Annotated in this window: 21 protein-coding genes and 1 riboswitch; of the genes, 5 read left to right on the top strand and 16 right to left on the bottom strand. The window is 47.4% G+C overall.

The window, feature by feature from the left end:
- Window positions 1-125 precede the first annotated feature (125 nt).
- Window positions 126-2,165, bottom strand: coding sequence for an ATP-dependent zinc metalloprotease FtsH (gene ftsH / locus A8806_RS02310; protein WP_109729537.1), 2,040 nt, complete (start codon window positions 2,163-2,165; stop codon window positions 126-128).
- Window positions 2,166-2,307: 142 nt separating this feature from the next.
- Here ftsH and A8806_RS02315 point away from each other — a divergent pair, with 142 nt between their 5' ends.
- Together A8806_RS02315 and A8806_RS02320 are read left to right on the top strand one after the other, a co-directional pair.
- On the top strand, window positions 2,308-3,786 hold the full coding sequence (locus A8806_RS02315) for a DUF1846 domain-containing protein (RefSeq protein ID WP_109729538.1): 1,479 nt from the start codon (window positions 2,308-2,310) through the stop codon (window positions 3,784-3,786).
- A gap of 909 nt (window positions 3,787-4,695) precedes the next feature.
- On the top strand, window positions 4,696-6,321 hold the full coding sequence (locus A8806_RS02320; RefSeq protein WP_109729539.1) for a CTP synthase: 1,626 nt from the start codon (window positions 4,696-4,698) through the stop codon (window positions 6,319-6,321).
- Window positions 6,322-6,410: 89 nt separating this feature from the next.
- Here A8806_RS02320 and A8806_RS02325 read toward each other — a convergent pair whose 3' ends face one another.
- Window positions 6,411-6,989 (bottom strand): phosphatase PAP2 family protein, encoded by a 579-nt coding sequence (locus tag A8806_RS02325; protein WP_109729540.1) that lies wholly within the window; start codon window positions 6,987-6,989, stop codon window positions 6,411-6,413.
- A 153-nt stretch (window positions 6,990-7,142) separates the two neighbouring features.
- On the opposite strand from A8806_RS02325, the gene A8806_RS02330 reads away from it, so the two are divergent.
- Window positions 7,143-7,727, top strand: coding sequence for a DUF4230 domain-containing protein (locus A8806_RS02330; protein ID WP_207657839.1), 585 nt, complete (start codon window positions 7,143-7,145; stop codon window positions 7,725-7,727).
- A gap of 106 nt (window positions 7,728-7,833) precedes the next feature.
- Window positions 7,834-8,424: a hypothetical protein gene (locus A8806_RS02335; RefSeq protein WP_109729541.1), complete on the top strand. Its 591-nt coding sequence runs from the start codon at window positions 7,834-7,836 to the stop codon at window positions 8,422-8,424.
- Window positions 8,425-8,506: 82 nt separating this feature from the next.
- On the opposite strand, the gene A8806_RS02340 is transcribed toward A8806_RS02335, so the two are convergent.
- From A8806_RS02340 to A8806_RS02355, 3 genes are all read right to left on the bottom strand, one after another.
- Window positions 8,507-9,433: a cation diffusion facilitator family transporter gene (locus tag A8806_RS02340; protein ID WP_109729542.1), complete on the bottom strand. Its 927-nt coding sequence runs from the start codon at window positions 9,431-9,433 to the stop codon at window positions 8,507-8,509.
- Between the two features lie 136 nt (window positions 9,434-9,569).
- Window positions 9,570-9,675: riboswitch (NiCo riboswitch) on the bottom strand.
- 191 nt (window positions 9,676-9,866) lie between these two features.
- Complete coding sequence (locus A8806_RS02350) at window positions 9,867-10,211, bottom strand: hypothetical protein (RefSeq protein WP_109729544.1); 345 nt, start codon at window positions 10,209-10,211, stop codon at window positions 9,867-9,869.
- Between the two features lie 121 nt (window positions 10,212-10,332).
- Window positions 10,333-11,466: a M23 family metallopeptidase gene (locus A8806_RS02355; protein WP_109729545.1), complete on the bottom strand. Its 1,134-nt coding sequence runs from the start codon at window positions 11,464-11,466 to the stop codon at window positions 10,333-10,335.
- A 106-nt stretch (window positions 11,467-11,572) separates the two neighbouring features.
- Here A8806_RS02355 and A8806_RS02360 point away from each other — a divergent pair, with 106 nt between their 5' ends.
- A complete protein-coding gene (locus A8806_RS02360; RefSeq protein WP_181368551.1) occupies window positions 11,573-12,178 on the top strand; it encodes a manganese efflux pump in 606 nt (201 codons plus the stop codon).
- A 68-nt stretch (window positions 12,179-12,246) separates the two neighbouring features.
- Here the strand turns inward: A8806_RS02360 and A8806_RS02365 are convergent, their stop codons facing one another.
- From A8806_RS02365 to A8806_RS02415, 11 genes are all read right to left on the bottom strand, one after another.
- Window positions 12,247-13,182 (bottom strand): tRNA dihydrouridine synthase, encoded by a 936-nt coding sequence (locus A8806_RS02365; RefSeq protein WP_109729547.1) that lies wholly within the window; start codon window positions 13,180-13,182, stop codon window positions 12,247-12,249.
- Entirely contained in the window at window positions 13,179-14,090 is a 912-nt protein-coding gene (locus A8806_RS02370) for a DMT family transporter (RefSeq protein WP_109729548.1), read from the bottom strand. Before A8806_RS02370 ends, A8806_RS02365 begins: the two co-directional genes overlap by 4 nt.
- Before the next feature lie 98 nt (window positions 14,091-14,188).
- The gene (locus A8806_RS02375) at window positions 14,189-15,100 is read right to left on the bottom strand and encodes a sensor histidine kinase (protein WP_109729549.1); all 912 of its coding nucleotides are present in this window, start codon (window positions 15,098-15,100) and stop codon (window positions 14,189-14,191) included.
- A 36-nt stretch (window positions 15,101-15,136) separates the two neighbouring features.
- Window positions 15,137-15,913, bottom strand: coding sequence for an ABC transporter permease (locus A8806_RS02380; RefSeq protein ID WP_109729550.1), 777 nt, complete (start codon window positions 15,911-15,913; stop codon window positions 15,137-15,139).
- Window positions 15,907-16,833 carry an ABC transporter ATP-binding protein gene (locus A8806_RS02385; RefSeq protein ID WP_109729551.1) on the bottom strand — a complete coding sequence of 309 codons (927 nt, stop codon included), beginning with the start codon at window positions 16,831-16,833 and terminating at the stop codon, window positions 15,907-15,909. Before A8806_RS02385 ends, A8806_RS02380 begins: the two co-directional genes overlap by 7 nt.
- A gap of 105 nt (window positions 16,834-16,938) precedes the next feature.
- On the bottom strand, window positions 16,939-17,649 hold the full coding sequence (locus A8806_RS02390; RefSeq protein WP_109729552.1) for a response regulator transcription factor: 711 nt from the start codon (window positions 17,647-17,649) through the stop codon (window positions 16,939-16,941).
- 59 nt (window positions 17,650-17,708) lie between these two features.
- On the bottom strand, window positions 17,709-18,824 hold the full coding sequence (locus A8806_RS02395; RefSeq protein ID WP_109729553.1) for an ABC transporter permease subunit: 1,116 nt from the start codon (window positions 18,822-18,824) through the stop codon (window positions 17,709-17,711).
- On the bottom strand, window positions 18,793-19,695 hold the full coding sequence (locus tag A8806_RS02400) for an ABC transporter ATP-binding protein (RefSeq protein WP_109729554.1): 903 nt from the start codon (window positions 19,693-19,695) through the stop codon (window positions 18,793-18,795). Before A8806_RS02400 ends, A8806_RS02395 begins: the two co-directional genes overlap by 32 nt.
- Entirely contained in the window at window positions 19,683-20,432 is a 750-nt protein-coding gene (locus A8806_RS02405; RefSeq protein WP_109729555.1) for a hypothetical protein, read from the bottom strand. The genes A8806_RS02400 and A8806_RS02405 overlap by 13 nt, the downstream gene beginning before the upstream one ends.
- On the bottom strand, window positions 20,425-20,979 hold the full coding sequence (locus A8806_RS02410) for an RNA polymerase sigma factor (protein ID WP_109729556.1): 555 nt from the start codon (window positions 20,977-20,979) through the stop codon (window positions 20,425-20,427). The genes A8806_RS02405 and A8806_RS02410 overlap by 8 nt, the downstream gene beginning before the upstream one ends.
- 503 nt (window positions 20,980-21,482) lie before the next feature.
- Complete coding sequence (locus A8806_RS02415) at window positions 21,483-21,836, bottom strand: substrate-binding domain-containing protein (RefSeq protein WP_181368552.1); 354 nt, start codon at window positions 21,834-21,836, stop codon at window positions 21,483-21,485.
- Window positions 21,837-22,005: the final 169 nt, after the last annotated feature.

The raw sequence follows: 22,005 nt of genomic DNA on the forward strand, positions 1-22,005 counted from the left end.
AGGATTTTTACGAGAAAAGGAAGCGCTAAAGAAAAAAATATTACGGTTTACATGCGCGTACATAACGCACAAACTGAAAAGCCGGACTACGCTTAGCGTCTCCCGGCTTTTCCTGTATTCCTTCTTTATTCCTGGCTGTGATCTGCAGGATAATCCTCGTTCACATGTGCCTCTAAACCTTTTTGGCCGCCTTCTTCCGCCGGCTTCATTGTAACACGGACATCTTTTTTCGGCTCACTTCCCTCTTCCGGCTCCTCGATCCCTTTCACTTCACGGAAGATTCTCATGAATTCTTTTCCGGTGATCGTCTCCTTCTCAATGAGGAATGCGGAAATCTTATCGAGTGCTTCTCTGTTCTCGCTTAAGAGGCGCTTTGCCTCCTCATATGCATTCTTCAGCATAGTCATGACTTCGCCATCTATCTCGGCCGCTGTCGCTTCACCGCAGTTCATAACCGGACGGCCGTCAAGATAACGGTTCTGGATTGATTCCAGACCAATAAGGCCGAACTTCTCAGACATTCCATACTGGGTGATCATGGCTCTGGCAATCTTTGTTGCCTGCTCGATATCATTGGATGCCCCTGTAGTAACGGTGTCAAATACAATCTCCTCCGCGGCACGTCCTGCAAGTGCACCGACCAGCATAGCCTCCAGTTCCTTCTTCGTGTTCAGGAACTTCTCCTCTTCCGGTGTCTGCATGACATATCCAAGAGCCCCCATCGTTCTCGGAACGATCGTGATCTTCTGTACAGGCTCTGCATCCTTCTGGAGCGCGCTGACGAGCGCATGGCCGACCTCATGGTAGGATACGATCTTACGTTCCTCCCCGCTCATGATGCGGTCTTTCTTCTCTTTACCGACCAGCACAACTTCCACTGCTTCAAATAAATCCTTCTGGCTGACAACCTGTCTGCCATTCTTGACTGCATTAATCGCAGCCTCATTGATCATATTGGCAAGATCTGAACCTACTGCACCTGAGGTAGCCAGTGCAATTGCCTCCAGATCGACTGTCTCATCCATCTTAACATCCTTGGAATGTACCTTCAGGACATCCACACGTCCCTTCAAATCCGGCTTATCCACGATAATACGCCTGTCAAAACGTCCCGGCCTTAAAAGCGCCGGGTCCAGTACCTCCGGACGGTTTGTTGCCGCCAGAAGCAGAAGGCCCTTATTCGTGTCAAATCCATCCATCTCAGCCAGCAGCTGGTTCAGGGTCTGTTCACGTTCATCATTCCCGCCCATTGCGGTATCACGTGTCTTACCGATCGCATCAATCTCATCAATAAATACGATACATGGCGCCATTTGCTGTGCCTGCTTGAACAGGTCACGCACACGGGATGCCCCGACGCCGACATACATCTCTACAAACGCCGAACCGGACAGGGAAAAGAACGGCACCTTTGCTTCTCCTGCAACAGCCTTTGCCAACAGGGTCTTACCTGTACCCGGAGGGCCCACGAGCAGGGCTCCCTTCGGAAGCTTAGCACCGATTCCGGTGTATTTTCCCGGGTTATGCAGAAAATCAACAACCTCCTGAAGAGACTCCTTCGCCTCATCCTGGCCTGCCACATCCTGGAATGTGACCCCGGTCTCCTTCTCCACGTATACCTTTGCATTGCTCTTGCCGATTCCCATCATGCCGCCGCCCTTTGACATACGCTTCATGAGGAAATTAAACAGAATTACGAGCAGAAGTATCGGGAGTATCACTGTAATAAATATCTCAAATATCATGGAGGATGCCGTATCCGGTATGTTCTGCTCATACTCTACCCCGGCTTTGTAAAGCCGTTCGGACAGTGTATCATCCCTTACTGCGCCGGTATAGTAATCCGGTGCCTTTTCCTGATCCTCTTTCTTATCTTCCAGCTGGCTGACAATATCAGATGCCGTCTTTGTACCTTCCTTTTTTCTGGCATCATCCTTCAGCGTGATGTACAGCTTCGTTGAATCAATCGTAACTTTTTCAACTTCACCGTCATCCACCATCTTCAGGAATTTATCATAGCTGATCTCCTCAGGATTCTTATCCTGCATCATTGAAACCAGTCCCATTACTATAAAAACAGTCAACAGCGTTGTCACGAGGATGATTCCCCAGCCCTGGCGATTGTTTTTAGGATCTTTGTTATTTCTGTTATTCTGATTATCCATTCTTAAGCCTCCTAAAATCCACTATCCCCATTATAAGTACAGGCTCCCCATAAATCAATAAAAAGATTATGAAAATATTGTAAACACGGGGCATTTTATAGTATACTGGTTACGAAATATGTCATGAGTGAGGAAAGAGAAAATGAAAATAGGATTCGATAATGAAAAATATTTAACCATGCAGTCAGAACATATCCGCGAAAGGATAAACCAGTTTGATAACAAGCTGTATCTTGAATTCGGGGGAAAGTTATTCGACGATTACCATGCAGCCAGAGTCCTGCCGGGCTTTGCACCGGACAGCAAATTAAGGCTTTTGAAGCAGCTCAGCGACCAGGCCGAGATCGTCATCGTCATCAGTGCTCGTGATATTGAGAAAAATAAGGTCCGCGGTGATCTGGGTATTACATACGATTCAGACGTTCTGCGCCTGATGGATTCCTTTGGGGACAACGGCCTGTATGTAGGAAGTGTTGTCATTACCCAGTACTCCGGCCAGGAAAGCGCTCAGCTTTTCAAAAACCGCCTTGAGAATCTCGGCATCCGTGTCTACATCCATTATAATATCGCCGGCTATCCGTCAAATATCCCACTGATTGTAAGTGATGACGGATACGGTAAGAATGAATATATCGAAACGTCCCGCCCACTGGTTATCGTCACAGCCCCGGGACCCGGGAGCGGAAAAATGGCCACATGCCTTTCACAGTTATATCATGAACATAAACGCGGAATTCATGCAGGCTATGCCAAATTTGAAACATTTCCCATCTGGAACCTGCCGCTTAAGCATCCGGTTAATCTGGCATATGAAGCTGCCACGGCCGATTTGAATGATATCAATATGATCGATCCGTTCCACTTAGAAGCATATGGCAAGACAACGGTAAATTATAACCGCGACGTGGAGATTTTTCCGGTATTAAATACCATTTTTGAAAAAATTTACGGGAAAAGCCCGTACAAGTCTCCGACAGACATGGGTGTCAACATGGCCGGCAACTGTATCTGCAACGATGAAGCCTGCCGCGAAGCATCCCGCCAGGAGATTGTCCGCAGATATTTTGCCTCCCTGAACTCCCTTGTACAGGGTACAAGCTCAGAGGAAGAGGCCCAGAAGATTGAGATTCTCATGAATCAGGCCAACGTGACCGTACAGGACAGGAAGGTCGTGGAAAAGGCCCGTGAACGCTCCGAAGAGACACAGGGCCCCGCTGCTGCCCTCGAACTGGACGACGGCAGGCTCATAACCGGAAAGACAACGAACCTGCTCGGAGCTTCCGCAGCCCTCCTGCTGAATGTCATCAAAGAACTGGCCGGGATTGACCACGAACTGCATGTCATCTCTCCGGAATCCATCGAGCCGATCCAGAAGCTGAAGGTAGACTACTTAAAGAGCAAGAACCCTCGCCTCCACACCGACGAGGTGCTCATCGCCCTCTCCGCCAGCGCCGCCAACAGCAGCCTCGCAAGAAAAGCACTGGAACAGCTCCCCAAACTGGACGGCTGCCAGGCACATACATCCGTCATGCTGTCAGACGTAGATATCAAAACATTCAAAAAACTAGGCGTACAACTCACCTGCGAGGCAGTTTATGAGACTGATCATATTTACCACTAGATAGGATGAGGGACGCTAAGTAAGAGGCGGGGGAGGGCGCCGTGTTGCTGTGTGGTGCCGGTTCAAAGCCTGTCCGCTTACTAAGAAACCGTAATAGAAAAAACGGATAAAATGAAGGCACCAGCCGATATGGTGGAAAATCCTGATGATTTTCCGCCAAGTCGGCTGCAAAATTTGATGTTGAACATCAAATTTCGACCTTCATTTTTTCCGTTTTTTCTATAACGTTTTCTAAAGTTCGCTCTATGGCTTCCGACCCGGCACCACACAGCCACACGGCGCCCTCCCCCGCCTCTCACTTAGCTGCGTTCATCCAGTCAGCAGTGACAAATGTAATCAGGAAGCTCATTACCAAATGAAGCGTATTGGTATCGGCAAAACAGAACTTTATTCCTCCCCTATACGAATCGTAAAAATGTCCTCGCAGCCAACTCCAGTTGCGTATTGGCGAGAAAACTACCGGGGTATGAGTTTTTTTGTGGTTGGATGCGCCTAGCTTGATATGAGGATGGGACAGAGGACTGCGCGGGTGCATATGCCAGTTTAGGAGGTGTAAAGAGACCCTTAGCGGGACTTAATAAAAAACCGACGTATACTCGGAATGAAATTTGTTCTCCAAAACAAATTTCAACAAGGGCCGAACTGCGTTTGCATCGGCAAACGGAGTGAGTCCCTTGGGTTTCCGAGCATACGCCGGGTTTTTATTTAGGCCTGCTTAGGGGAACGTCCAGCCTCAAAAACTGGCATATGCACCCGCGCAGTCCTCTGTCCCATCCTCATTTCAAGCGACCCCTTCCCACACAAACTCATTCCAAATTTCTCCTCTTGTAAAAAAAAGCTGTATTTTTTTTGGATTTTGGTATATACTCTTTAAGTATTTTTTTAATGATTCACACAAAGGAGGATTTTATGGCAGTAAAGTATGTATTTGTGACCGGAGGAGTTGTTTCAGGTTTGGGTAAGGGCATCACTGCCGCATCTCTCGGGCGCCTGCTTAAGGCACGGGGGTACACGGTAACGATGCAGAAGTTTGACCCGTACATCAATATTGACCCCGGAACGATGAACCCGGTACAGCACGGTGAAGTATTCGTAACAGACGACGGCGCGGAAACAGACTTGGATTTGGGACATTATGAACGTTTCATAGACGAAAGCCTGACGAAGAATTCCAATGTGACCACCGGTAAGATATACTGGTCGGTTCTGCAGAAGGAACGCCGCGGAGATTTCGGTGGCGGGACCGTACAGGTTATCCCACATATCACAAACGAGATCAAAAGCAGATTTTACCGCAATCCTGCCGCTTTAGGCACGGAAATCGCAATCATAGAAGTTGGAGGGACCGTTGGCGATATCGAAAGCCAGCCTTTCTTAGAGTCCATCCGGCAGTTCCAGCACGAAAAAGGTCACGAAAACGTGATTCTGATACACGTCACTCTAATTCCCTATTTAAAAGCTTCACAGGAAATGAAAACAAAACCGACCCAGGCAAGTGTCAAGGAACTTCAGGGTATGGGAATCCAGCCGGATATTATTGTATGCCGTTCTGAATTTCCTCTGGATACTGGCATGAAAGACAAGATTTCTCTTTTCTGCAATATTCCGTCAAAACACGTCCTTCAGAATCTGGATGTGGAATACCTGTATGAAGCTCCGCTCGCTATGGAACGCGAGAATCTGGCACAGGTTGTATGCGAGTGCCTGCACCTTGACTGTCCAAAACCGGATCTAAAAGACTGGACCGAGATGGTGGATAACCTGCGTAATCCGACGCAGGAAATCAATATTGCCCTTGTCGGAAAATATATCCAGCTCCACGATGCCTATATCAGCGTGGTAGAGGCGCTGAAACACGGTGGAATCTACAGTCACACTACGGTCAATATTAAATGGGTTGACTCGGAAACCGTTACTGCTGAAAATACAGATGAAATTTTCAAGGATGTCAGCGGCATTTTAGTGCCGGGAGGATTCGGTGACCGCGGTATTGAAGGAAAAATAGAATCCATTAAATATGCACGTACAAATAACATCCCGTTCCTCGGGCTCTGTCTTGGTATGCAGCTCTCCATCGTCGAATTTGCCCGAGATGTACTCGGTTATCATGATGCACACAGTATGGAATTAAAACCAGACACTACGCATCCGGTCATCCATATCATGCCGGACCAGATTGGCGTGGAAGATATCGGCGGCACACTCAGACTTGGCTCTTATCCCTGTGTCCTGAAAAAAGATTCAAAGGCTTACAGCCTTTATGGAACTGAAGAAATCAAGGAGCGCCACCGCCACCGCTACGAAGTAAATAACGATTACCGCGAAGCGCTGGAAGAACACGGCATGATGCTTTCCGGCCTTTCCCCTGACGGGCGAATCGTCGAGATGGTAGAAATTCCGGATCACCCGTGGTTCCTTGCGACACAGGCCCATCCCGAGCTGAAGTCGCGTCCCAACAGGCCGCATCCTCTTTTTAAAGGCTTTGTGGAAGCCGCACTCAAATATTCGGGTCAACGTAACGGCAGGCTGGAATAGAGGCCTAATAACAGAACAAGCCCTGAGATGGCAGCGCTATGCTGTCATTTCAGGGCTTGTTTTTCTGTAACAACCGGAATCCCGGATTATCATCCTTCTTTTCCCTCTTTCCCGCACTCTTCTGTCCCCGCGGTCCGCTTCTGACTGATATAACCGGACAGCTTCAGGGCTGCCCATGCTGCAAATATGCCGATCAGGAGTCCGGCCAGCACATCCGACGGATAGTGGACCCCGACATAAAGACGTGAAAATGCGATCAGGGACGCCAGAATGACCGCAGGTATTCCCCATTTCCGCGGCGCCATTTTGTAATACACAAGGGCTGCGGCAAAGGAAGCACAAGTATGCCCCGACGGGAACGAATAATCACGCTGCCTTTCTATCAGGAGCCTCAGGCCGTCCACCACTTCATACGGCCGTATCCTCGCAACCAGGTTTTTCAGCGCCACATTCGTTATCAGGGCGCCTATCGCTAATGCTATAATAGCCGTAATCCCTATTTTCCTTGTTCTTTTAAACAGCAGCAGCACAATAGAGAGTACAATCCAGAACCATCCTGCATTCCCCAGAGATGTAATAAACTTCCAGAAAGGGGTCATCCAGTCATGCCGCAGATACTGCTGTATAAAAAGCAAAATATCACCATCTAACTGTAACAGATAACTCATCATTCATTTACCCGGACCTTTCATTTTAGTCAATATGTTTTATAGTATATCATATTACCAGGGCATTTTAAATGATAGACTATCTTTTCCAAACAAGATATACTATATACAGGTACACCATACCTGTACAGAGATTAAGACGGAGGGATACACATGAAAAAAATGCGTTCACTAATTATCATCATCGCTGCGGCCGCCCTGGTTGCGGTCGGGTTTCTCGGGGCAAAGCTTCTGAATAAAGAGCCCAAAGTTACAGTCAGCGCCGTTTCCATCGAGGAGCGTCTCAGCAAATGCAGTTCACTTACTACTGCCAGGCTGGACTACAGAGGCATCATTAAATACTCGGAGGGTGAGATCGATTTTATCAACAAAAAGAGTTTCTCTATGATCTATGATGCACATATTAAAGCGGGCATTGACTTATCACAGGCTGTTGTCGAAGTCTCCGGGAAAAGTATCAGTATCCGGATACCGGCCCCTGAAATACAGGATATTACGATTGATTCCGATACACTCGAATTTTACGATGAAAAGTTTGCACTCTTTAACTGGACAAACAAAGAAGATACGACAAAGGCAATCGCATATGCAAAGAATGATGCCGAAGCGAAAGCGGGACAGACGGACATTCTTGAACAGGCCAGAGAACAGGCCGCAGCCGTCATCGAAACGCTGATACAGCCGATTACTGAAGACAATACCAATTCATATGAACTCACCGTTACTTATGCGGAATAAATGCACCGGGGGTAAAAGATCATTCCATGACATGCAGATATGTATGGAATGACCTTTTGCCCCCGTTATCATATAATAAAGAGACATCATAAACAGGAGTAACAACATGCCACTGAACAACATCGGAAATATTATCCGGTTTGGAAATATGATGCAGGCCAGTAATGCACTTGTGGAAGAAGTTTTCCTGCAGACCCGTACAACCGGATCTGTAACAATATCATACTCCTCCAAAACTCCGGACGGAATTACTTTTATCAATCTATTGCAGCTAAACGTGCACCGTAATACTGTGATTCTCAACTCGCTGGGCAGAACCATGTGTTTATGTGATATTCACAAGGGAATGTGGGTGGATGCCATCTTTTCGCCAATTACAACCAGAAGCATTCCGCCCCAGTCGAATGCCTTTCTGCTGTTGGTGCGCAGCGGGAGCCGTCCTTCAAGCACCACGTCCACCGGCAGGATCGTCAGCGTAGATACCAGCAACCGTTCTATTACAACCGGCGTTCCAGGTGACATAAACAGGCAGACAGTATTTATCATCACGGATAATACCATTATAAGAAACCGCGCAGGCAGCCCGGTCAGACTTTCTAATCTGCGCCCCGGGCAAACGGTCCGGATCATCCACTCAAATGCGCAGACAGCCAGTATACCACCTCAGACTACGGCTTTTTACGTGCAGGTTATTTAAAAGATTGAATGCAGAGTTCACTTTGCTGCGAAGGAACCCGGCTTATGCCGTACACTTCGCAGCAGAACCCTGCTGACAGCCCCTACCCATCGATTTCCAGTATTTCCTTTTTTGTCAGCGGATTTACATGCACCATGCAGTGTTTTACCTCCGGAAATTGTTCCTCCACTCTGGTATGTACTTCCTCCGCTATCCCGTGCGCCTCGCGCAGTGTCAGATTCTCATCCGCGGCGATTTCAATATCCACATAGGCCCTCGCCCCGAACATTCTTGTACGGATTGTATCAATCTTTTCCACACCCCTGTTTTCCAACACCGCTTGGCGGATTTGCTGGATCGTCCGGTCATCACAGGACTTATCCACCATCTTATTCATCGCATCCTGAAAAATGTCCCACGCCGCCTTTCCTATGAATACACAGATAACAACGCTTGCAAGCGGATCAAGTACAGGAAATCCAAGCCGCGCACCGAATATTCCGGCAAACGCCCCGATGGAAGACAGCGCGTCGGAACGGTGGTGCCATGCGTCAGCCATCAGTGCCCCGGAATTTATTTTTTTAGCAGCCGCCCTAGTATACCAGTACATCCACTCCTTAACCAGAATGGATATGACTGCTGCGATAAGTGCCATCCGGCCCGGAGCCGAAGCCGATTCCAGATTACCTGACGCTATCTTCTGTATCCCGCTTATTCCTATTCCTGCACCGGTCGCAAACAATACAACAGCCAGCAGGATCGATGCCACACACTCCATTCTTTCATGGCCGTATGGATGTTCCTTGTCAGACTTTTTCCCCGAGATCGTAACCCCTATCATGACAATGACCGTACTGAATACATCCGACGCCGAATGTATCGCATCCGACAGCATTGCCCCGGAATGAGCAATCAGCCCGGCAGCCAGTTTAAATGCCGACAGTGCTATATTCACCCCAATACTGACCTTGGATACGCGCATTGCAATCCTTGTTCCCTCTGTTTGTATGTTTTCTGTGTTATGTGCCATTATGATGTCCTCCTTCTCATTTAGCTGTCTGAACAGTATTATCTGGTTCACTTCAATGCACATCCTGTCCGGAGGTTCCTGCAAGCGGATTTTTAACTCCGTTTACACAAAAAGAACCTGTGGAACATTCGTAGTAAACTGTCCCACAGATTCTTCCTCTTCATCTGCTGCCGCGTCCGCGGCCCGGCCCCATTCATACTGAGTATCACCCCTGTATGGATCGCCTGCTCAGTTTGTACTGTAGAATAAATATGCAGTGCAAAGAGTTTCCTTTTATAATATGCAATCCGCCCTTTTTTGTCAATCATTATTTTTCATAACGAGAATTTTTCTCTGTATGCAATCTTCCATAAATAGATGCGGCTGTTACAGAAATTAGATTTCGATAACAGCCGCATCTCTATGAGGGGGGCAAATTCGTCAATTTGTCAAATCACATGTTTGCCTTGATCCTGGTCTTTTTTTCCTTCCTGATGTATTCTGTATCCCTGCTTTTCCCTTCTTTGTCTGCTGTTTCCATGATACGGGGACCCCGCTGGCTCTCTGTCGGTACGCTTCCCATCTCTTCCTCCAGACGCATCCTCCGGAAATCTTTTTTATGGTTCACGCCTCCGCAGAAATCCTCAAAAGCGAATGCCATTCTATCCAGGATGCCAAGGCTGGATATCCTTTCTACTGAAAGCTTCCTTACAGAGCGGAGCCAGTACTCTGCGAGCATCCAGCAGACAATTAAAAGTGCCAGCGCCGAGATTAAAATAATAAATAATTTTTCTAACATAGGTTCCACTCCCTTCGTCTTTCTTGTTATCTTTATATTAGCTCGTACGCTTCAATTAGTCAATATTTTAATTGTATTTTTATAATTATTTCTGTCTTTAGTTTTAATTATTCACTATTTTTTATTTATTTTTGTTTTGTTCATTACTTTTTAGATATTTTTCTGCAGCCGGGTCCTTCATACTATATTTCCGGTACCACTCTTTGCTGGCATCATTTCTTACCACTTCTGAGCGGTTCTGTGAAAGGAACCTCACAAGAGGGTACACATCCACCCATATTTCATGATTTCCCTCCCTCTGGCTCTCATCGAAAATCAGCTGCAGCCCAAAATGAAGGTGGTAGGTGTCAATGTTATTTACATTTTCCGTTGTACTGTACCCGGTCCTGCCCATATAGCCGATTACATCCCCCGCCTGTACGACGTCACCTTCTTCCAGTGATTCTGCAAACGGGATATTCTGCCGCAGATGTGCATAATAATAGTAGCGTTTCCCGTCAAAACTATTGATCCCGATGCGCCAGCCTCCGTACTGGTTCCATCCCATAACGGTAACATAGCCGGACTCAACGGCCACAATGGGTGTTCCCACCTGTCCCATCATGTCATGCCCTAAGTGGTTGCGCCTGTAGCCATAGCTTCTGGACACCCCGAAATCATCATAATCTGTATAGGGAAATGTCTTTGCGATTGGAGAATATGCCTTCAGCCCGTAAAATTTCTTCCATACCTTTTTATCCGAATCTTCGCTTTCCGGTTTCTCAATCTCATATTCCCCCACCATACCGTCCAGAACAGCACCATAAGCCTCACGGTAATAGCCGTAATACTCCATATCGGCCGCCATCTCCTCGATCGTCGACCCTCCCGTAAGAAGCTTTTCTGCCGCCTGGGTCATGTCAGCTTCCTGATATCTTGTAAAATCCCCGCCGTATCTGGCCCCAAGATACGCCAGCAGTTCCACCCAGTTTAAATGGACGTCCTCCTGATATGTTTCTACGTCATATGTATAGGCACGGTTTAATGCTTCATAAGAAACATTAAATTCCACCCATTTGATATACTCTGCCTTCTCTCCACCGCCACTGCCGGCTGCATCACTGTTTTCTTCCGCAATCCCGCGTGCACCGGCAGAAACAGCTGTTTCCTGATCTGCTGACTGATTCTGCCCGCTCCCCTGCCAGACACAAAACACAAGAAGAAGCAGCAAGATTTCGGCCGCAATTCCTGCCGGGAAAAATAATCGTTTTCGCATGTACATGCTCCTGCCATAAACTCTTAATAGTCTATGCGGCATGAACGCAACAAATTCTTCTGAATATACTGAATACAAACAACATTTATGGTGTCAGGAGCAGATCATGCATCTTATATCATCACTTTTATTCGCTCTTTCCGCTAATATAGACAGCTTCATTGTCGGAATGTCCTACGGGATTAAGAAATCGAACATCGATCTTTTAAAGAGCACCATTATCAGCCTCGTCACGCTGGCAGGTACTATCGTCGCGATCCTTATGGGCACAGAAATCTCACAGTTTCTTCCGGCTTCCTCTACCCAGGCCATCGGCTGCGCCCTTTTAATCGGGCTGGGGCTGTACTATATACTGAAGTCTCTCTTCGGCTTTCTCAGTAAGAAATGTAAAAAAACAGAAGTAAAATCAAATGAACTCTCAGCCAGTTCTTCTAAAAAAGAGCCAGCCGAAGCAACCCTGCTTACGCTAAAAGAAGGATTATTTCTGGGGCTCGCTCTCTCTATCAATAACTTCGGCATGGGGATCGGCGCCAGCATTACGGGACTGAAGCTCGTACCCACTGCAATCATGTCACTGATCGTATCCGTCGTCTTTCTGTATGCCGGAAACTTCATTGGAAAGACAAAGGTTCCCCGGATCTCAGACCAGCTGGCAGATGTGATCTCCGGACTGATACTGGTCGGGCTCGGGGCATATGAACTGTTTTTCTAACATGCTGTTTTTCCAGCATGAAAAAACAGCACCGGAATGGGTATACATCCACATCCCGGTGCCGTTTTTCATGCAATTTCCTGTTCGCCGAACAGTGCTTCTACCGCCTTTTCATAGACCGTAAGCTTCTCTGATTTTCTAATCTTCTTCGCATATTTCTCATAATTCGTAAACAAAGGCGCCATATAGAACCACAGCTCCTTCATTTTAAACAGGATTGTCCGGTCACCGCTTAAAACCTTCTGGTAATCTACATAGATCCGGTCATGAAAGGCCTTCAGGGTCGATTTCTCAAGTGGTGTATGATTTTTGATCTCACAGACCAGCCCCGGATTCGAAAGAATCCCACGACCCAGCATCACACAGCCCACATCCGGGAAAGCCTCCTCAAACCGCCGGTAATCCTGAACAGAAAAAATATCCCCGTTATAGCAGATATTGCAGCCACATGAGCCAATTGCCCTGCCAAACACTTCCCAGTCCGGTGTATTTTTATAAATATCCGTCTGGAGCCTTGGATGGATGATCAGCTCGGCCAGTGGGTACTTCTGGTATATTTCCAGCAGATGGTCAAATTCTTCCGGGCTCTCTTTTCCAATTCTTGTCTTGATTGAGATACGGATATCCGCCGCCGAAAAGATTTCTTCCAGAAAATGGTCCAGTTTATCGGGGAATGCAAGAAACCCCGAGCCCCTTCCTTTTGTGACAACAGTTCTTGAAGGACAGCCCAGATTCAGGTTCACTTCTCTGTACCCGTATGTCTTAAGCTTCCTTGCCGTGCGGATGAAATCGTCTGCCGAATTCGTCAGTATCTGCGGGACGGCAGCCATCCCTTCATTGTGCTCAGGCAGGATATCATTCTTCTCTTTCGAACTGAGGTGCCCGAACTGGTTCGGCATAATAAACGGAATAAAATACTTGTCAATCTCTCCAAAATATGTATGGTATGCATTGCGGTATATGTAACCGCTGATCCCTTCAAGAGGGGCGAAATAAAATCTCATAGTGCAGACTCCCGTTCCTTTCTAAACTCTATCTTTCCTTCTGACAGAATCAGCCCCGCCAGTGTAAGTCCCGCGCCTAAAGCCGCTGTCCCTGTGATCTTCTCATGCAGGATCAGCACGGATGTAACAATCGTTACGACCGGGACGATGTAAATATAGACACTTGTGCGGACTGCACCCAGTATCTGTACGGCCATGTTCCATGTTACGAAGCAAAGTGCAGATGCCCCCGCCCCAAGGAAAAGGATATTCAGAAGATTCACAGGATCCGCCAGTCTTGACAGTCCCAGACGGAAGTCAAATGCTACTGCCGCCGGTATCATGAACAGAATCCCGTAGCCGAACATATGTCTTGTATTCTGAATTGTAGAATATCCATATCCGCTGATTTTCTTCGTCAGGACAGAATAGCATGCCCATACAAAAGCGGCAGCCAGAGCCAGAATGTCCCCCTTCGGATTCAGCTTCAAGGTTTCACTCCCGCTGAAACTCATCATACAGATTCCCACGATTGCTACCGCAAACCCCAGAAAAAATGATACACGCATATGTCCGTCTTCTTTTAAAAAAATCTTGCTTAAAATAGCCGTGAAAAACGGAGCCGCTGAAATAATCACTCCCACATTAGAGGCAAGTGTGTATGTCAGGGCAATATTTTCCAGAAGATAATACAGGCAGATCCCACAGAGTCCTGCCGCTGCAAATACCCATTCCTGCTTCCTGTCTGTCAGCCTTATGAGTCCCGGTTTTGCCAGAAAAAGCAGAATATAGCCGATCACAAAGCGGATAATCAGTATTTCCACAGGCTGGAAATTCCGAAGCAGAACCTTTGTAGAAATAAAAGTAGTACCCCACACTACAATCGTAAATAATGCCGCCAGATGTCCCATCCCGTTTTTATCCTTCATCACGTCTGCCCCCTGTCCATGTCTCTTTTTTCATAAATTTAATCACCTCACGGGCATTATTATACTATATCTGTATCTTTCAGGCTTGTAAAATATCTTCATTTATTCAGTTTCAAATAAAATTGAAGCCATTTTCTGCTGCCATGCACCTTCACGCAGGCTGTTAATTCCCCTCCCATATTTTCCGCCAGATATCTGGCAATTGGAAGCCCCAGCCCGGTACTGCCTTCGCTTCTGGAATGGTCAGCAGTATAAAACCTGTCAAACAGAGCATCCACCTCACCGGCATCCAGATGCTCCGTGTCATTTTCCATGAGAACCGTAATCCCGCTTTTCTCTTCCTTCAGGCTGACTCTGAGTGTGCTAACCGCATATCTGAGTGCATTCTGAATCAGGTTTGAAAAAATCCTTTCCAGCGCGGCCTCATCCGCCAGCGCGAATACTGCTTCATCCGGTATATCAAGCCGGACATCCAGATTCTTACGGACAAGTTCCTGATAACTCTCCAGTGTGGTTTCCCTTAGGATTCTGCCGGCATCTGCTTTCCCGACTTCCAGCTCATAGTCTCCTGCCGTTAGTCTTGAAAGATCATAAAACTGGGCGGTCAGCCTTTTCATTGAGCGGGCTTTTTTCCTGACAATCTCTAAGGAATCCCTGTCCTCCGCCTTAAGGGAACTCTCATCGATCAGGTCCAGAAACCCCAGAATCGATGTCAGCGGGGTCCGCAGGTCATGACTGATATTTTCAATCTGTCTTTGCAGCATCTGCTCTTTCTCCTGATAACCCACATGGATTCTTCGGATTGCCTCCAGATTCCGGTTCACTTCTTCCAAAAGTACTTCCATCTCAGTCTGCGGTGACGGCAGCCTGACAATGCGGTTTTCTTCCAGATCTTCCGTGATCTCCCGCAGTTCCTGCGCCGCCTCCCCCAGTGCTTTTTTCAGCAGGAAAAAGCGTATGCAGAAATACACTGCTATAAAACATACTACTGCCAGAATGAGACAGGTCATTTCTGCACACGCTCCTTTCTCCTCACACCATATCCTCTATGCAATATCCCGTTTCCTGAAGACAACGTATCCCGCCACATAAAATACAACAATTCCTATGACACCGGCGATCAGGCATTTTGCCAGTCCCTCCGGCGTATCCCACAGACACTCATACTGTGTCATGTTTACAGAGGTTTCATATTTCAGATAGTTCCACGGCATCCATTGTGCGGCCCTGTTCAGCCACTCTATCTTGAATCCCACAATGAAGCTGATTATAGGAATCCCCCATATGACGGCCATCCAGCAGATCGTCATAAGGATTTCTTTTTTGATCATACACATGAGTGCAACTGTAAGGATGACGGCTGCAAATGCCATAGGCAGGTTCGCTGCAACACCCCTTAATCTGACCATGACAGTGATTCCGCCGGGGTCATCTAAGAGCAGGTAGGCACTTCCATAGTAAACCGTCAGTACAACTGCCATACAGACAAGGGATGCCGCCGAGCATACGATACATTTTGCAGTGAAAAACTGCCCTCTTGAGATGCCGAAAGAGACTGCGTTTTTCAATGTCCCGTTTTTGTGCTCTTCTGAGAACACAAAGCTGGTAACAAGCAATCCGCCCAGCAGCAGGGTTGTCATACTGCTGGATAGTATATTTAATGAATATCTTATCGAACCATAGGGGAAATCGAATACAAACCGGTTGAACAGATATAAAATGACGTTCATCAGGACAGTCAGTCCGGATAAGACACCCGTCAGTACATACAGCTCTTTTCCGTGGATCACTCTGTAGCATTCACTCTTCATATAATTTAACATGACAATCTCCCCCTCTCCTTCAGATTCATATAGTATTCTTCCAGCATCATCTGCTTCTGCTCAAGACGCAGCACCCCGATTTTATGTTCCGCCGCCAGCAGGCTGTACGCATCTGCTGTCATCTCAGGGCTCTTGATCCTGAACGATGAATCCGGCAGTACCTTGTAGCTGATACCCTCCCACTTCTTTTCCAGAAGCGCCGCATATTGTTCCGGTTCCGTCACCGCTATATCCAGATAGACCGCGCACTGCTCATGGAGCTGTTCTGCCGTAATCTCATTCAGCAACCATCCCTGGCTTAAGAATCCATATATGGTCGCGATCTGTTCCAGTTCTGAAAGAATGTGGCTGGAAATAATGATTGTTATGTTTTTTTCCCGATTTAGCTGTAGCAGCAGGTTCCTCATCTCGATGATTCCACTGGGGTCAAGGCCGTTGATAGGCTCGTCGAGTATTAAAAGCTCCGGTTCCCCGAGAAGTGCAATCCCCAGGCCGAGCCTCTGCTTCATGCCCATCGAAAGTGTTCCGCCTTTTTTCCTGCGTTTTTCCCACAGACCTACGCCCTTTAAGATCTCTTCTACCTTTCCCTTCCCGGGTATTCCTTTCTGGATACGGTAATATTCCAGATTTCTTTCCACAGAGAGCTTTGGATAGAATCCCGGTGACTCCACAATGGCCCCACTGCGTTTCCTGTTCTTCTGAAGTTCCTTTTCCGGGTAGGCCCCGAAGAGGCGGACTTCCCCGCCTGACGGGTATATCTGCCCGGTCAGCATTTTTAAAAAAGTCGTTTTTCCGGCGCCGTTATCTCCTATCAGGCCGTAAATGTCTCCTCTTTTGACAGTAATATCCACGTCCTTAAGTGCCGTTACACTGCCATATTTCTTAGTCAGGCTTCTGGCTTCAATAACATGTTCTCTCATCTTTTATTCCTCCGCATATTTCACTTTGCTGCTTACATGAATGATTGTAACCGGGAGGCTTTTAATAAGTCCTCAAGAAAGTTTAAAGAAATCATAAAGATGCTTTCATGCCATTTTAAAACCGACTCCCCATACGGTCCTGATATACTCTTCCCCTGCATCTGCGCTGGCAAGCTTCTTCCTCAGGTTGCTGACATGTACGTTCACGGTGTTGTCCTCCCCGTAATAGCCGCCGTTCCAGACCTGTTCATAAAGCGTTTCCCGGGAATATACCTTCCCCGGGTCCTTGATTAGAAGGTACAGGATGTCATATTCATGCATGGTCAGGGAAATCTCTTTCCCTCCTACAGTCACTTTCCGGGATTTATGCAAAAGATGCAGTTTTTTGTATGTATACTCCTCTGTTTCATTTTCCTCTTTTCCTGAACCGCCTTTCTGCCTCGTCCCGGAGCGCCTCAGGGCGGCATATACTCTTGCCAGAACCTCATCCGCCTCGAATGGTTTTGTCAGGTAATCGTCCGCGCCGCCTCTTAATGCCCGGACTTTCGACTCCAGCGCCGCCTTTGCCGACAATACTATGACCGGGGTATCCAGTTCCATCTCTTCCCTGATCACCGAGATTAGTTCCTCCCCGCTCATTCCGGGGAGCATCAGGTCCAGTAAAATCAAATCAGGCGTTTCCATCTGAAGCAGAAGCTTTGCCTCTGTCCCTGAAAACGCCTGAACCGTATCGTATTCATTCTTTGCCAGAATTTTTTTCAGCAAATGATTGATATCTGTGTCATCCTCTACAATGAGAATCCTGCGTTTATCCATATCCGTTTACCTCCACACGAATATCATTGTACACGATTCCCGGAAAGAAAGGAAGCCCCCTATCCCTGATAATTTCTATATTTGTGGTAGCCTGCCGTTATACATACAACTGTGACTGTCAGTGCGATGAGCAGATGCATAACAGTTACATCCTCTGGAAATGAGAATCCCCAGCCCAGCGGCAGATAAACTGGCTGCGACAGCATGAAATGATTCACAAGCATGGTCCCTTTTCTCCCCAGTATCCACATGGGTGAAAAGATTTTTATCCATGCAACCGGGATTACAAATACGATCATGGAAACAACTACCGCCATAAACGAGTTCCGGCATATTGCTGAGACTGCCAGCACAACCGCCGAAAGCAGGATGATTCCCGCCACTCCCAAAACAAAAATAAATACAAAAAATGCCCCTATCTCTTCCGGGTAAGTCCCGTGGTAAGGCAGTGCCCCGCATAACACCGTGGAGGCATCCAGTCCCTGTGTGCCGAAAACATACCGGTAAGCCAGCCATATATAAAGAGAGGCCAGACAGTACACTGCCGCCGCAAAAAAGACTGCCGCCGATATTTTCATCCATATGGCACTCTTTTTCCCCCTTCTGGTTGTCAGAAGGATGTCTGCCGTCCGAAGTGTATACTCTTCCGCGAAAACAGGCGACAGGCCGATAATCAGAATGACGCTCAGCATCAGCATCATCGTAATCCCGTATGTTTCCACCATATCATCCCATCCATATACATAGTCAAACTGTACATCCCCCTTTAAAAGCGGCGCCGCATTGTTTTCCCATTCTTCACCCTCCATAAACTGGATCTCATCGGGATTATCGCCACTCAGCTGCCTGTAGTTCGTCATTTTTTCCGTAATATATTTATTGCAGAAGTTCCCTCTAAAATTATCTATCTTTTCATCGTAATAGTAGAACCCAAACCGGTCATAGATTGCCCTGACCTTTTCTTCCGTCAAAGGTCCCGCATATTCTTTTGCCAGTTCCTGATCCTTCTTGATCGCAGTCTTCCCATAATAGGTCTGCCCGTCAATGGTCACCGCATAATCCTGCTGGATCGTCCACAGCCGGAAAGTCAGGAACGCCAGCAGTACGAGTATACCGCACCAGATGATCTTGCGGGATGCGATTTTATAAATTTCTTCTTTCCAGATTTTCCACATTCTCTGCCGCCTCCTTAAAATGATACAGATATACGTCTTCCAGCCCCGGTTCCGCGTTTACCGCACCTTTACACGGGCAGGTGTCCGCCACGATCCGTAAATAAACCTGATCCCCTTCATTCTTCAAATTACTAACCGCAAACTGCTCATTCAGCCTCTGCGCCTCTTCTGGCTCGGCCAGATACTCCCATACCCTGCCTTCTGCACTTTTTGTCACTTCCCGGGAAGTTCCCTGCTCCACGATCCGTCCCTGCTTCATCAGAAGGATCTGGTCCGCGATGAACTCTACATCAGACACAATATGGGTAGACAGGATGACGATCCTCCCCTTTGACATCGCGCTTATAATATTCCTGAAACGAATACGTTCCTTCGGGTCCAGCCCGGACGTGGGTTCATCCAGAATCAGGATCTCCGGATCATTGAGCAGTGCCTGCGCGATTCCAAGCCTGCGGATCATCCCGCCGGAAAATGTTTTAATCTTGTGTTTCTGTTCCCCCGAAAGCCCTACGAGCTGAAGCACCTCCTGTACTTTATCCTTTGCCAGATCCTTCGGCACCGCCTTGCACGCAGCCAGATATTCCAGATATCTTTTTGCCGAAAAATCCGGGTAGTACCCAAAATCCTGAGGCAGATATCCCAGCATATGCCGGTATTCTCCGTCCATCCCACGGATTTGTGCCCCATTACATAATATTTCTCCCGCTGAAGGCTTTAAGACACCGCACAGCATCCGAAGCAGTGTCGTCTTCCCGGCTCCATTCGCACCAAGGAATCCATGTACCCCCTCGGTAAGACGCAGTGAAACCTGATCCACTGCAATTTTATTCTGAAACTGTTTTGTAACCCTGTCTAATACTAATTCAGGCACAGTACTTCACCTCCTTCTATTTTTCCAAATAGCCTGCGGATTTCAAGAATCAGGACTCCGATCCCCACCGCCGCTGCGATCCCCCATACCATCAGGTATTCCAAATGATATGATTCTTCCACAAACACAGGAAATACGGCAAGTATTCCACTAAGGACACCCGCGGAAAGCTGTCTGTATCCCCTCAAACCTCCCCTTAAGGCTGTCAGCATATGCAGATAAAGGATATCAGACCATAAAAACGGTACCAGCATATACAGCAGGTATGCCCCCGTCCCTGCCCCGCTCCTGCCGCCACAGAAGATCACAAGCAGGCCCAGCACTGCCAAATCTATCATCCCTGCCAGAAGCATCTGGATACTCACCATCTGCCTCAGGTTCAGGTACAGCGTCTGCTCCAGTTCCGCCATATGCCAGGAAAACAGCCTGCTGACCCCGCTTAAACATACATTGCCGGTCAGGACCATAAAAAGCGAGCATATAGTAATTGATGCCTCCCCATCGCCACCCGGCAGGTTCAAATACCGGATCAGAACCAAAGCAAGCACCAGCATGCCGCCCTGCAAAACCCAGAAAGACCATGTCTGGTACCGGAGCTGTTCGATCAGACAGGCCAGAAAGGAAGGATAATATCTGACCTTCTTTTCCTGCACCGCTCTTTTGATCTGAATGAGCCCCTCCTGTTTTCTTGTCTCATCTATTTCAAACCTCCATGATTTCTTTTTCCCGCTACTCATAAAAATCCTCCTTATCCAGCAGGTCCTTTAATTTGTCAATCCCCTGATTAATCCTCGACTTTACCGCAGCATAGGATGCCCCTGTCATACGGGCAATTTCCCGGTTCTTATAACCATAAAAATGATGCAGCAGTACGGCCTCCCTCTGCATATCCGGAAGCTGCATGAGCGCCTCAGCCAGAACCTGGCTCTCCTCCAAACCTTCCATTTGTACAGAGCCGTCCCTGTTTTCCTTGTGGTTATCCTTACTCCTGTCCCCTTCCCGGTACTCAAATTCCAGACGCGTCCGTCCTGACTCGTGAAAATACGACCGGCAGAGGTTCATAGCTATCGTGAGCAGATACCCCGGCAGGTTCCGGTACCGGTAGCTGTCCACATACCTGATAAAACGGAGGAACGTTTCCTGAGTCAGATCATAGGCATCTTCCCGGCTCCCGGTCTGATACGTGCAGAAGTAGTAAATATCATCGTAATATTTTCCGGCAATCTCATTTAAGTACTCTTTCTGCCCGCTCTGAACCAGCCGGACCAGCTCCTTATCGTCCATAAACGTCCTCCTTTCCTTGCTGTAAAACGCCTTACACTAATATAACCCATTTTCTTCCCCAAAGGATTTATTTTATGAAAAACTTTTTTAATTCGGGGAATAGGACACCTGCTGCAAGACAGTTGTAGAAGCCCCGGCAGGGCCCGTATGGTCTGTTCGATTGCTGTCCATTCACGAAGAACTACTAATGCTAAACGCGGCCTTTCACAGGGCACCGACCACATTTACCGTCCAATCTTAATGATTGAACGGTGCAGGTGGTCTTAAAATCTGTTTTGGAAAACAGATTTTATCCCTGTAAAAGACCGTGTTTAACATAAGTAGTTCTAACGTTTATTCTATGCATCCGAACAGACCATACGGACCCTGCCGGGGCTTCTACAACTGCCTAGCCTCAGGCTTACGTTCATCCGGACGGAAGAAAAAGAGTTTTTTAGCCGGTGGAATCCTACACAAAAGCGGCGTATTGATTCGCGGGGTGGAACATATTTGTCATAAGGAAATTACTGCCGCCGGCTGCCTTTAATATCTGTATTAACTGTTACGACCGGGATCCCCGCAAGTGTACAGGCATCTATTTCTTTTACAATTTCCGGAGAATTGATCGGACTTAAGATGACCCCCTGCACTTTTTCCCCTATGCAGCTTCGAAGCGCCCTCACCTGTTTCTCTGTCTCTGAATAGGGTATGGTCATATAATCCAGTTCAATCTGAAAGGAACCATATTTTTTTAACTCCTCTTCAATCCCCTTTTCCAGATAGGAACGGGCATCTACTTCCAGAAGAATAACCTTTATCCTCAGTTCCTTATCCTGCATCTTCAATGCCTTGCCAATCGGAGCCGGTAGGGCGGCCACATCATCCACTTCTAGTCTTGGGAAGGAGGATGATAACATGATTACATATGGTGATTTATTCACATTCGTGATTATGATATGTGCTATTATTACATTAGCCAGAAATGGCAGAGACAGAAAATAGCCGCCCTGCTCTCTGGTAAAGATTTAGGCGACTATCTTCAATAGT

The organism is Faecalicatena orotica (assembly GCF_003149245.1).
Lineage (GTDB): Bacteria > Bacillota > Clostridia > Lachnospirales > Lachnospiraceae > Faecalicatena_A > Faecalicatena_A orotica.

Coding starts and splice junctions, on each gene's coding strand:
- A8806_RS02365 (WP_109729547.1), bottom strand. CDS start 13,182: ATGAGATTTTATTTCGCCCCTCTTGAAGGGATCAGCGGTTACATATAC.
- A8806_RS02375 (WP_109729549.1), bottom strand. CDS start 15,100: ATGACCTGTCTCATTCTGGCAGTAGTATGTTTTATAGCAGTGTATTTC.
- A8806_RS02390 (WP_109729552.1), bottom strand. CDS start 17,649: ATGGATAAACGCAGGATTCTCATTGTAGAGGATGACACAGATATCAAT.
- A8806_RS02360 (WP_181368551.1), top strand. CDS start 11,573: ATGCATCTTATATCATCACTTTTATTCGCTCTTTCCGCTAATATAGAC.
- A8806_RS02325 (WP_109729540.1), bottom strand. CDS start 6,989: ATGAGTTATCTGTTACAGTTAGATGGTGATATTTTGCTTTTTATACAG.
- A8806_RS02385 (WP_109729551.1), bottom strand. CDS start 16,833: ATGAGAGAACATGTTATTGAAGCCAGAAGCCTGACTAAGAAATATGGC.
- A8806_RS02395 (WP_109729553.1), bottom strand. CDS start 18,824: ATGTGGAAAATCTGGAAAGAAGAAATTTATAAAATCGCATCCCGCAAG.
- A8806_RS02355 (WP_109729545.1), bottom strand. CDS start 11,466: ATGCGAAAACGATTATTTTTCCCGGCAGGAATTGCGGCCGAAATCTTG.
- A8806_RS02405 (WP_109729555.1), bottom strand. CDS start 20,432: ATGAGTAGCGGGAAAAAGAAATCATGGAGGTTTGAAATAGATGAGACA.
- A8806_RS02340 (WP_109729542.1), bottom strand. CDS start 9,433: ATGGCACATAACACAGAAAACATACAAACAGAGGGAACAAGGATTGCA.
- ftsH (WP_109729537.1), bottom strand. CDS start 2,165: ATGGATAATCAGAATAACAGAAATAACAAAGATCCTAAAAACAATCGC.
- A8806_RS02330 (WP_207657839.1), top strand. CDS start 7,143: ATGAAAAAAATGCGTTCACTAATTATCATCATCGCTGCGGCCGCCCTG.
- A8806_RS02350 (WP_109729544.1), bottom strand. CDS start 10,211: ATGTTAGAAAAATTATTTATTATTTTAATCTCGGCGCTGGCACTTTTA.
- A8806_RS02370 (WP_109729548.1), bottom strand. CDS start 14,090: ATGAAGGATAAAAACGGGATGGGACATCTGGCGGCATTATTTACGATT.
- A8806_RS02335 (WP_109729541.1), top strand. CDS start 7,834: ATGCCACTGAACAACATCGGAAATATTATCCGGTTTGGAAATATGATG.
- A8806_RS02380 (WP_109729550.1), bottom strand. CDS start 15,913: ATGTTAAATTATATGAAGAGTGAATGCTACAGAGTGATCCACGGAAAA.
- A8806_RS02320 (WP_109729539.1), top strand. CDS start 4,696: ATGGCAGTAAAGTATGTATTTGTGACCGGAGGAGTTGTTTCAGGTTTG.
- A8806_RS02410 (WP_109729556.1), bottom strand. CDS start 20,979: ATGGACGATAAGGAGCTGGTCCGGCTGGTTCAGAGCGGGCAGAAAGAG.
- A8806_RS02315 (WP_109729538.1), top strand. CDS start 2,308: ATGAAAATAGGATTCGATAATGAAAAATATTTAACCATGCAGTCAGAA.